At 61.5% G+C, this 9527-nt stretch carries 9 protein-coding genes; 5 read left to right on the top strand and 4 right to left on the bottom strand.

Annotation, left to right across the window (positions count from 1 at the left end; translation table 11 throughout):
- Window positions 1–204 precede the first annotated feature (204 nt).
- Window positions 205–501 (bottom strand): co-chaperone GroES, encoded by a 297-nt coding sequence (gene groES / locus NKH49_RS12285; protein WP_006203049.1) that lies wholly within the window; start codon window positions 499–501, stop codon window positions 205–207.
- Window positions 502–718: 217 nt separating this feature from the next.
- Here groES and NKH49_RS12280 point away from each other — a divergent pair, with 217 nt between their 5' ends.
- Entirely contained in the window at window positions 719–1654 is a 936-nt protein-coding gene (locus NKH49_RS12280; protein ID WP_352686993.1) for a bifunctional helix-turn-helix transcriptional regulator/GNAT family N-acetyltransferase, read from the top strand.
- Window positions 1655–1694: 40 nt separating this feature from the next.
- Here NKH49_RS12280 and NKH49_RS12275 read toward each other — a convergent pair whose 3' ends face one another.
- Window positions 1695–1940 carry a BBE domain-containing protein gene (locus tag NKH49_RS12275; protein ID WP_352474504.1) on the bottom strand — a complete coding sequence of 82 codons (246 nt, stop codon included), beginning with the start codon at window positions 1938–1940 and terminating at the stop codon, window positions 1695–1697.
- Complete coding sequence (locus NKH49_RS12270; RefSeq protein WP_352474506.1) at window positions 1909–2340, bottom strand: hypothetical protein; 432 nt, start codon at window positions 2338–2340, stop codon at window positions 1909–1911. The genes NKH49_RS12275 and NKH49_RS12270 overlap by 32 nt, the downstream gene beginning before the upstream one ends.
- Before the next feature lie 135 nt (window positions 2341–2475).
- On the opposite strand from NKH49_RS12270, the gene NKH49_RS12265 reads away from it, so the two are divergent.
- The 4 genes from NKH49_RS12265 to NKH49_RS12250 all read left to right on the top strand — a co-directional run bounded on the left by NKH49_RS12265 (window position 2476) and on the right by NKH49_RS12250 (window position 8845).
- A complete protein-coding gene (locus tag NKH49_RS12265; protein WP_352503401.1) occupies window positions 2476–2955 on the top strand; it encodes a MarR family winged helix-turn-helix transcriptional regulator in 480 nt (159 codons plus the stop codon).
- On the top strand, window positions 2952–4130 hold the full coding sequence (locus NKH49_RS12260; RefSeq protein WP_352926235.1) for an HlyD family secretion protein: 1179 nt from the start codon (window positions 2952–2954) through the stop codon (window positions 4128–4130). Before NKH49_RS12265 ends, NKH49_RS12260 begins: the two co-directional genes overlap by 4 nt.
- A gap of 318 nt (window positions 4131–4448) precedes the next feature.
- Complete coding sequence (locus tag NKH49_RS12255) at window positions 4449–5984, top strand: DHA2 family efflux MFS transporter permease subunit (protein ID WP_352503380.1); 1536 nt, start codon at window positions 4449–4451, stop codon at window positions 5982–5984.
- A 173-nt stretch (window positions 5985–6157) separates the two neighbouring features.
- Complete coding sequence (locus NKH49_RS12250; RefSeq protein WP_352926232.1) at window positions 6158–8845, top strand: EAL domain-containing protein; 2688 nt, start codon at window positions 6158–6160, stop codon at window positions 8843–8845.
- Between the two features lie 43 nt (window positions 8846–8888).
- On the opposite strand, the gene NKH49_RS12245 is transcribed toward NKH49_RS12250, so the two are convergent.
- Window positions 8889–9407: a CAP domain-containing protein gene (locus tag NKH49_RS12245; protein ID WP_352503378.1), complete on the bottom strand. Its 519-nt coding sequence runs from the start codon at window positions 9405–9407 to the stop codon at window positions 8889–8891.
- Window positions 9408–9527 lie beyond the last annotated feature (120 nt).

The following is a 9527-nucleotide window of genomic DNA, read 5'->3' as shown; positions in this document are numbered from 1 at the left end:
GCGGTGCGCCGAACGACTTGTCGATGACGACGTTGCGGCCCTTGGGGCCGAGCGTGACCTTCACCGCGTCGGCGAGGATGTTGACGCCGCGCAGCATGCGCTCGCGAGCGTCGCGGGAGAATTTTACGTCTTTGGCAGCCATTTTTAGCTCCTGGCAGGGGCTTGGATTGAGCCCGAAGATTTAAATGAGGGTGAGGCCGATATTCAGCCGATGATGCCCATGATGTCGGATTCCTTCATGATCAGAAGGTCTTCGCCATTGAGCTTGACTTCGGTGCCCGACCACTTGCCGAACAGGATGCGGTCACCGGCCTTGACGTCCAGCGGGACGAGCTTGCCGGCTTCGTCGCGGGCGCCGGAACCGACGGCGATGATCTCGCCTTCCTGCGGCTTTTCCTTAGCCGTATCGGGGATGATGATCCCGCCCGCGGTCTTGGATTCGGATTCGACCCGACGAACGACCACGCGGTCATGAAGCGGGCGGAACTTCGACTTTGCCATTTTTTATTCCTCGATGAGAATGGTGAGAACAGTTCCTCCGTCCGGCGGCGCCGGACATGTGGTTAGCACTCATCTTGGGGGAGTGCTAACGTGGCGCTGAAATAGGCTGGCAACTCGCGCGAGTCAAGGCGCCCGCTGGGCATAATCAGGACAATTGCTTCAAACGGATACTTGACCAAGTCAACTAAATCGCTGATCTTGCCGGGAGGAGGATGCCATGACCATTCATCATCACCCAGGCAAGGAGCGGATCGACGCGGTGCGGGCCTTCAACCGCTTCTACACCCGCCAGATCGGGCTGCTCGACGAAGGGCTGCTGAAAAGCACCTTCTCGCTGACCGAGGCGCGGGTGCTCTATGAGCTGGCGCATCGCGATGGCCTGACCGCCACCGACCTTGCACGCGATCTCGGCCTCGATGCCGGTTATCTCAGCCGGCTGCTGAAGAAGTTCGAGGAGCGTGACCTGGTCGAGCGCGCCACGATCGAGGCGGATGCACGGCGCTCGTCGATCGCGCTGACCAAGGCCGGGCGGCAGGCCTTCGCGCCGCTGAACCAGGGTTCGCACGACCAGGTCGCGGCTTTGCTCGAACGGCTTTCGGTTGCCGAACAGGACAGGCTGGTCAAGGCCATGCAGACGGTGCAGCGTCTGCTGGGCGGAAGCGCCGAGCCCAAAATTCCCTATATGCTGCGGCCTCTGCAAGTCGGCGACATCGGCTGGATTATCCATCGGCAGGGCCTGCTCTACGCACAGGAATATGGCTGGGACGAAACCTATGAGGCGCTGGTCGCCGAAATCCTCGGCGCATTCGTCAAATCCTTCGATCCGAAATGGGAACGCAGCTGGATCGCCGAGCGGCAAGGCGAGGTCGTCGGCTCGGTCTTCGTCGTGCGCCAGTCGGACGCGGTGGCGAAGTTGCGCCTGCTCTATGTCGAGCCGTCGGCGCGCGGCCTCGGTATCGGCAAGCGGCTGGTCGAGGAGTGTATCGGCTTTTGCCGCGCCACGGGTTACACGACACTGACGCTGTGGACCAACGACGTGCTCGCCGCCGCCCGCCACATCTATGAGGCTGCGGGCTTTAAATTGACCAACGAGGAGCGCCACCATTCCTTCGGCAAGGATCTGGTCGGCCAGAACTGGAATTTGGAGCTGTAGCAGCGCCGCAGAATTTCGAGCATCGGCCTGGGGCGGTCGCTCAGGTCGCAGGCTTAATGTTTTGGTTCAAGCGAAAGAAATTGGTGGGATCATACTTGTTCTTTAGTGCGGCCAACCTCGGATAATTCTCGCCGTAAGCCGCCAGAACCCGATCAGTGCCTTCTTCGCCGAGATTATTCGCATAGACGCCGCCGGTCGAGAACGGTCTCATTGCATCCCACAGGTCGCGCGCCCATCGGATGTGCGTTTCGTCGTCAGACGGGTAGTCCCAGATCGTAAAGCGCATCCCGATTGGCGTAGGGCGTTCCGTCCATCGGTACTCGCGAGATGGCGCCGCCAACCTGCTGCAGGACCAGAAGCGATTCGCTGGGTGCAGTCATGTAAGCCGCAAGCATGGTATCGATCGCCTGATCTGTGATTTCGCGCATGAACTGCGCCTTCCAGTAGTAGCGCCGCCCGCGCGGAAAGAGGCTGTCCCCGGCCGATTGGATTTGAAGATAGGGGACAGGAGCAATCCGGCGCTCAACTGGCGTGCCATACTCTCTCAGAGGTTGAATGATTTGCTGGCCTTCGTCGAGGGGGCCGATGTAGCACGCCGATATGCTGAAGAAGCGTTCGCCCGAGGGCGCCGTCACAAGTGCTGCATCCAGGCTCAGCTCATCCGGGGCGCCGCTCGAGAACCGCATCGCTTCGCGTCACAAGCGCCCGGCGTAATAAATTGCTAACCACGATCGCCCTGCACCGACTGCCATGCACACTCGCCGGCTTCTGGCACAATCCGGCTCCTTGAATTATAAGCACGCTTATTATATATGTCGCTCATGGTTTCCGACGGCATCGACAGATTGGGCTTTTTGATCCACGACGTGCAGCGCCTGATGCGCAAGCGCTTCGAAGCGCGCGCCAGTGGTTTCGGCCTTTCTTCGGCGCAGTGGCGGCTTCTGGTCCGCGTCGCCAAGGAGGCGGGTGTCGCGCAGGCGCGGCTTGCCGAGCTTCTCGAAATCGAGCCGATCAGCGTCTCGCGTCTTGTCGATCGCATGGAGGAGGGCGGCTGGATAGAGCGTCGTCCCGACGCAACCGACAGGCGAGTGCGCATGATTTTCCCGACCGCCAAGGCAAACGCGGCCTACACCCACGTCAAGAGCCTTGCCGGCGAGGTCTATGAGGAATCGCTCGTTGGCGTTTCGCCGGAAGATCGCCGCGTCCTGGTCAGGGCGCTGGAGACAATGGTGCAGAATCTTGCAGATGGTGAGGCGCCGCCCTCGGAAAAAGTGAAGAATACGGAAGGCGCAGCAGCATGAACGCGGTAGCCAAACTAGATGAGAATGCGGCCAAGCTGGAGCTGGAAGCTCCCGCGAAGCCGGCGGCAGCTCCGGTAACGGTCGCTCCGCAGATAGCTCCGGCGCCGGTGGCGCCGAAGCAGAAGCGCCGTGCCGGCCGCTTCCTTTTGATGTTTGTGCTGCCCGCTGCGTTGATCGCCGGCGGCAGCTATGTCTGGGTGACCGGCGGCCGCTATCAGGAGACCGAGAACGCCAATCTGCAGCAGGCCAAGGTGTCGATAGCCGCCGATACGGCGGGCCGCATCGTTCAGGTCGACATTTTCGACAACCAGTCTGTCAACCAGGGCGACGTGTTGTTCGCTATCGATCCCGAGCCCTACCGGATCGCATTGGCCCAGGCCGACGCGGCGGTGGCCGGCGCACGGCTCAATGTCGAGCAGCTGCGTGCGGCCTACAGCCAGGCGCTGGCGCAGGAGAAGTCCGACGAAAGCCAGGTCCAGTACGCGCAGTCGCAATATGACCGCGCCGCCGACCTTGCCCGCAAGGGCATCAACGCCAAGTCGTCTCTGGACGAAGCCAAGAACGACCTCGACAAGGCGAAGCAGCAGCTGGCCGTGGCCCAGCAAGGGATCGTCAGCGCCAAGGCGGCACTTGGCGGCAATCCCGACATCGAGACCGACAAGCATCCAACGGTAATGGCGGCGCTCGCCGCACGCGACAAGGCGGCCTACGATCTGGTCCAGACCACGGTCAAGGCACCAGCCGACGGCATCATCAGCCAGGCCGCTTCGTTCAAGGTCGGCCAGTATGTCGGTTCGGGCACGCCGCTGTTTTCGCTGGTCGAGACCGGCGACACCTGGGTCGACGCCAATTTCAAGGAAACCCAGCTCACCAACATGAAACCCGGCCAGAAGGCCGAGATCATGGTCGATACTTATCCGGGCAAGACGTTCGAAGCCACCGTCAAGGCGATCGGCGCCGGCACCGGCGCCGAGTTCTCGCTGCTGCCCGCGCAGAACGCTACCGGCAACTGGGTCAAGGTCACGCAGCGCATTCCGGTCCGCCTGGAATTGACCGATGCCGACGCCAAGGCGGCGCTGCGCACCGGCATGAGCGCGACCGTCACGGTGGACACCGGCGTTTCCCGCGGGCTGCCGAGCATTTTCCGCCGCGCCACGGCAGGCGAGGCCAGGTAAGAGGCCAGGTAAAGAGGCCTGGTAGCGGCCGCATATAGCAAACAGCGAGATGGATGCAGGATTGGTCCGAGGGAGGCGCAGGAAAAGTTGAATGCGTAGACGGGCTGCGCTGTAGCCTGCCTCAGCAGACAACGTCGCGCAGGATCTTCGGTCCTCAGGTTTCCGGGCGGCAGGCGCCCGCTTTGTCGAGACGCTCAGTCGATGTAACCCCCACATCGATGCTCGCGTCCCACCGCGATGAGGGTCTCTCTACAGCGGGGCCTCGCCGTCCGGAAACCTAATGTACACGTTTTTGTTACCTGCTGGAAGTTTTACGTCATGAGCAGCCCAGAACCCTTTCGCGAAGTACCGCACCGCGGCCTGATCACAGTTGCGCTCATGCTTGCGACGATCATGCAGGCGCTCGACACGACGATCGCCAACGTTGCGCTGCCGACCATGACCGGCGATCTCGGCGCCTCCCCCGACAACATCAACTGGGTGTTGACCTCCTACATCGTTGCCGCGGCGATCATGACGCCGGTGACCGGTTGGCTGGCCGACCGCTTCGGTCGCAAGGAGCTGTTCCTGACGGCCGTGGTCGGTTTCACCGTCTTTTCAATGCTGTGCGGCATCGCCTGGAGCCTTGAGACCATCGTTTTGTTCCGGCTCATGCAAGGCGTGTTCGGTGCGGCCATCGTGCCGCTGTCGCAGACCTTCCTGCTCGACATCAACCCCAGGGAACGCCACGGCCAGGCCATGGCCATCTGGGGCGCCGGCATCATGCTGGGACCGATCCTTGGCCCGACGCTGGGTGGCTGGCTGACCGAGAATTTCAACTGGCGCTGGGTGTTCTTCATCAACCTGCCGGTCGGCATCATCGCCTTCCTTGGCATGGCGGCATATCTTCCCAGCGTCGCCCGGCGGGTGCGCAGCTTCGATTTCTTCGGCTTCACCATGCTCTCGCTCGGTGTCGGCGCGCTGCAGCTGATGCTCGATCGCGGCGGCGAGGTCGACTGGTTTTCCTCGATCGAGATATGGATCGAGCTTGGTCTTTCCATCACCGGTTTCTGGGTATTCACCATCCACACGTTGACGGCGGAGCACCCCTTTATCGACCCGAAGATCTTCCTCGATCGCAATTTCGTCACCGGGCTCGCGTTCATCTTTGTCATGGGCGTGCTCATCCTGGCGAGCATGTCGCTGCTGCCGCCAATGCTGTCGACCATCTTCGGTTATCCGACCCTCACCATAGGCATCGTCTTGGGCCCGCGCGGTGTCGGCACGATGATCGCGATGCTGTTCGTCGGGCGGATCATGCACAGGATCGATGCCAGGATCCTCGTCGTCATCGGCTTCCTGCTGACCGCGCAATCGCTCTACACGATGTCGAGCTTTTCGCCGCAGATGGACAACTGGCTTATCCTCAGTTCCGGCGTCATCCAGGGCCTTGGAATGGGAATGGTGTTCGTGCCGCTGTCCACCGTGGCTTTCGCCACGCTCGACGCACGTTTCCGCACCGATGCAACGGCGCTGTTCAGCCTGGTGCGCAATCTTGGCTCGTCGATCGGCGTATCGGTGGTGACGGTTCTGCTGGTACGCAACACGCAGATCAACCATGCCGAGCTTTCGGCCTACATCAATCCGTTCAATCCCAACCTCTGGGCGGCATCGCCGGCAGCGGCGGGCGGCGATCCGACGGCGCTGTCGCTGATGGATCGCATGGTCAATGTCCAGGCGATGATGATCTCCTACGTCAATGACTTCAAGCTGCTGATGATGATGACGCTGCTTGCTGTCCCGTTTGTTTTCCTGCTGCGCAAGCCAAAGGCTGCGCCGCCCGCCGGTGGGACGCCTGCCGCGCATATGGACTAAGCCTCAGGGCTTACGGCAACCGCGACCGGCCACGGTTTCCGTTGCCGTGCCGGTCGCGTCGGCGTTGAGCCAGGTTCACCTGCCATTAGTATATCCGGACCAATATGCAGTCGCTTTTGGGTTGAAGGCGAGCCTCCTTTGCTTGCCTCAAGCATCAGCGGGAGGAATTGTGTTTGGCCACGAAGTCATCCAGGCAAACCGCCGACGCGCCCGAATCCGCAAATTTAACGACGCTGGCACAACTGGCGACTGCCTCATATGAGGCCCTCGAGCGCGAGCTTCGCGCCACGATTGCGGCACTTCAGGACCAGGCACTGCGGTTCCAGACCGCGATAGAGAACATCTCGCAAGGCATCTGTTTCTTTGACGCCGATGAACGGCTGATCCTGTGCAATCGACGCTACACGGAAATCTATCGCCTTGCCCCGGAGCAATTGCAGCCGGGTGCGGCGCTGCGCGAAATCGTCGAGCGGCGCGTCGCTGTCGGAACCTCGGCAATGAATGCGGACGCTTATCTGGCGTTGGCCCGGGCAGTCAATTCGGGCACGGCTTCGGGGAACTGGACAGCCGAGCTCGCCGATGGCCGGACAATTCAGGTCTGCCATCAGCCGATGCCTGACGGCGGCTGGGTGGCCACGCATGAGGACATCAGCGAGCTCAGCGCCAACCGCTTGGTCGTCGACGAGCGTATCTCCTTGCAGACGCTCATCGACCTGGTGCCTGACTACATGTGGGTGAAGGACACCGAAAGCCGCTTCGTCGTCGCCAACCGAGCCATTGCGTCCGACAGCGGTCGAGACAGCACGAGCGACATGATCGGTCTGAGCGACTTCGACCTTCACGCGCCGGATCTTGCGCAGAAATTTCGCCTCATCGAGCAGCAACTGATGCGCGACGGACAACCGATGGTCGACGAGGAGGAGTTCGTCGTCGATGCGTCAGGCACCGGCAAATGGTTCCTGTCTACGAAACTGCCGTTGCGCAACGTTCAGAACAACATTTTCGGCCTCGTCGGCATTGCCCGTGACATCACTGCGCGCAAGCAGGCCGAAATCCTTCGCGACGGGCAGGCGCATATCCTCGAGATGATCGCAAAGAGCGCTCCCCTCGAAGACGTGCTCGAGCGGCTCATGCGTCTGGTCGAGTCCCAACTGGCGGGGATATTCGGTTCGGTCTTGCTGCTCGACAAGGATGGCAGCCACTTGCGCCACGCCGCCGCGCCGAGCCTGGCGAGAGACTACACCGACGCCGTCGACGGCGCCGCGGTAGGCCCAAGGGCAGGGTCTTGCGGTACCGCAGTCTATCGGCGCGAGCCGGTGATTGTCGCTGATATCATGCAGGATCCGCTTTGGCAGGACTATCGCGAACTCGCGCGGCCACACGGTTTGCGTTCATGCTGGTCGACACCGATCCTGTCGCATCAGGGCGCCGTGCTCGGCGTCTTTGCGATGTATTCTATGACGGTGCGCGAACCGACCGAGGCCGAGACTCGCCTCATCGATTTCACCACGCGCATCGCCGGGATCGCCATCGAACGCAAACAGGCCGAAGACCGGATCCACTTCATGGCCAATCATGACGTGCTGACCGGGCTTCCCAATCGCGCCTTGTTGGAGGACCGGCTTTCACAGGCGGTCTTGTACGCCCAGCGATACGATCGCTGGGTGACGGTGGTGTTCATTGATCTGGACAATTTCAAATTCGTCAACGACACGCTCGGCCACAATGCCGGCGACGAGCTTCTGAAGACCGTCGCAAGTCGCATGGTCGACTGCGTCCGGGCGACCGATACCGTCGTGCGGCTTGGCGGCGACGAATTCGTCGTCGTGCTTTTCGACCAGCCGGCGAACGTCGATCTCGTTTCCGAGACCTTGCAAAAGCTCAGGGCTGCACTCGCCGAACCGGTTCGGCTCGGAGCGCATCTTGTGCGGGCGACGGCCAGCATCGGCATTGCCAACTATCCCAAGGATGGGACGGATCCCGATACGCTGCTGGCAAATGCCGACGCGGCCATGTATCGCGCCAAGGAGTTCGGCCGCGATAATTTCCAGTTTTACGCTCCGGAGTTCAACACCAGGGCGCATGAAAAATTCGTGCTTCAGGAAGAGTTGCGAAACGCCTTGGCGCGTTCGGAATTCACGCTGCTCTACCAACCGCAGGTGGACCTTCGGTCAGGTCGGGTTTTTGCGGTCGAGGCGCTGATACGCTGGAACCACCCAACGCTTGGCACGGTAATGCCGACGATGTTCATCCCGACCGCCGAGGAGACAGGTCTGATCGTACCGATCGGCGACTGGGTTCTGCATGAGGCGTGCCGGCAGAACAAAGCCTGGCAAGACGCAGGACTGCCGCCCTTGACCGTTTGCGTGAATGTGTCGGCGCGGCAATTCAGGGAGCGCAACCTGATCGATCGCATCGTCAGCGCGCTGAAGGACAGCGGCCTGGAGGCCAGGTATCTCGAGCTGGAGGTGACCGAGAGCCTTATCATGCAGGATATCGAGCTGGCGGTCGCCACCATGAACGCCCTGCAAAGCCTGGGTGTCCAGATCTCGATCGATGATTTCGGCACCGGCTATTCCAGCCTCAGTGCACTCAAGACCTTTCCCGTGGCGCGGCTGAAGATCGACAAGTCCTTCATCAAGGATCTCGCCGCCGACGAGAACGATCAGGCTGTGGCCAGCGCGGTGATTTCATTGGGGCAAAATCTCAACCTGAGGGTCATCGCCGAGGGCGTTGAGACAGATGATCAGGTTGCTTTCCTGCGCAGGAACAATTGCGACGAAATGCAGGGCTATCATTTCAGCAGGCCGGTTTGTGCGCAGGAGATCGAGGAATTGCTCGGCGGCGGCCGCAAAGACTGACGGATCGGTCGCCAGCAGGCTTCCGCCGTCCAAATGGTGGAAGTTATCTGCCGAGCACAAGGCACCAGTAGCGAAGCGTGCTGTCGCGGCCGTCGCGCACATAGGCGAGGCCGAAGCGGGTGAAGCGCGGGTCGAGCATGTTGCGGCGGTGGCCTGGCGAATGCACCCAGATATCGAACAGCTTCTGCTGGTCGAAGCGGCCTTCGGCAATATTTTCGGCGGCAGCGCCGGCAATGCCATTGTCTTTGACGCGCGAGGCAAAGTCCTTGCCCCAGCCGGTGGTGTGATTCATTCGGCCGCCGCGTGCCATATATCCGGCCTGCTGGAGCGCCGCCTGCTCGAGCCGGGCATCGGGGGCGAGCGGCCCCAGACCCGCCGAAGCGCGGATGCCGGCCAGCGTGCCGGCGGCGGAAGCAGAGACACCGGCGCTTTCACCGGTAGGCAGCACGGCGGTTGCGCAGGCGGTGAGCCCGGCAAGGGCGCCAAGGCCGGCAGCTCTGAGCAGCACGCGCCTGCTTAGGCTTGGTTGGGCCTGATAATTTTCGATTTTCGTAACGGTCATGCCCGCCTGACATAACCGCGATCATGGCTTTTGCCGGGCAGGGCGGTGAAAATGCGTGATGAATGGTTTTGACGCGATGACACTTTGTCAGATTGATTTCACCGCTCAATCGAAACAGGC

Origin of the sequence: Mesorhizobium sp. M1088, assembly GCF_040318575.1 — a bacterium.
Lineage (GTDB): Bacteria > Pseudomonadota > Alphaproteobacteria > Rhizobiales > Rhizobiaceae > Mesorhizobium.
This window is presented reverse-complemented; position numbering and strand designations above follow the sequence as displayed.

Bases quoted from the DNA above. Each gene is read 5' to 3' on its own strand.
- groES (WP_006203049.1), bottom strand. From the start codon at position 501: ATGGCAAAGTCGAAGTTCCGCCCGCTTCATGACCGCGTGGTCGTTCGT.
- NKH49_RS12260 (WP_352926235.1), top strand. From the start codon at position 2,952: ATGAACGCGGTAGCCAAACTAGATGAGAATGCGGCCAAGCTGGAGCTG.
- NKH49_RS12255 (WP_352503380.1), top strand. From the start codon at position 4,449: ATGAGCAGCCCAGAACCCTTTCGCGAAGTACCGCACCGCGGCCTGATC.
- NKH49_RS12280 (WP_352686993.1), top strand. From the start codon at position 719: ATGACCATTCATCATCACCCAGGCAAGGAGCGGATCGACGCGGTGCGG.
- NKH49_RS12265 (WP_352503401.1), top strand. From the start codon at position 2,476: ATGGTTTCCGACGGCATCGACAGATTGGGCTTTTTGATCCACGACGTG.
- NKH49_RS12275 (WP_352474504.1), bottom strand. From the start codon at position 1,940: ATGCGCTTTACGATCTGGGACTACCCGTCTGACGACGAAACGCACATC.
- NKH49_RS12270 (WP_352474506.1), bottom strand. From the start codon at position 2,340: ATGCGGTTCTCGAGCGGCGCCCCGGATGAGCTGAGCCTGGATGCAGCA.
- NKH49_RS12245 (WP_352503378.1), bottom strand. From the start codon at position 9,407: ATGACCGTTACGAAAATCGAAAATTATCAGGCCCAACCAAGCCTAAGC.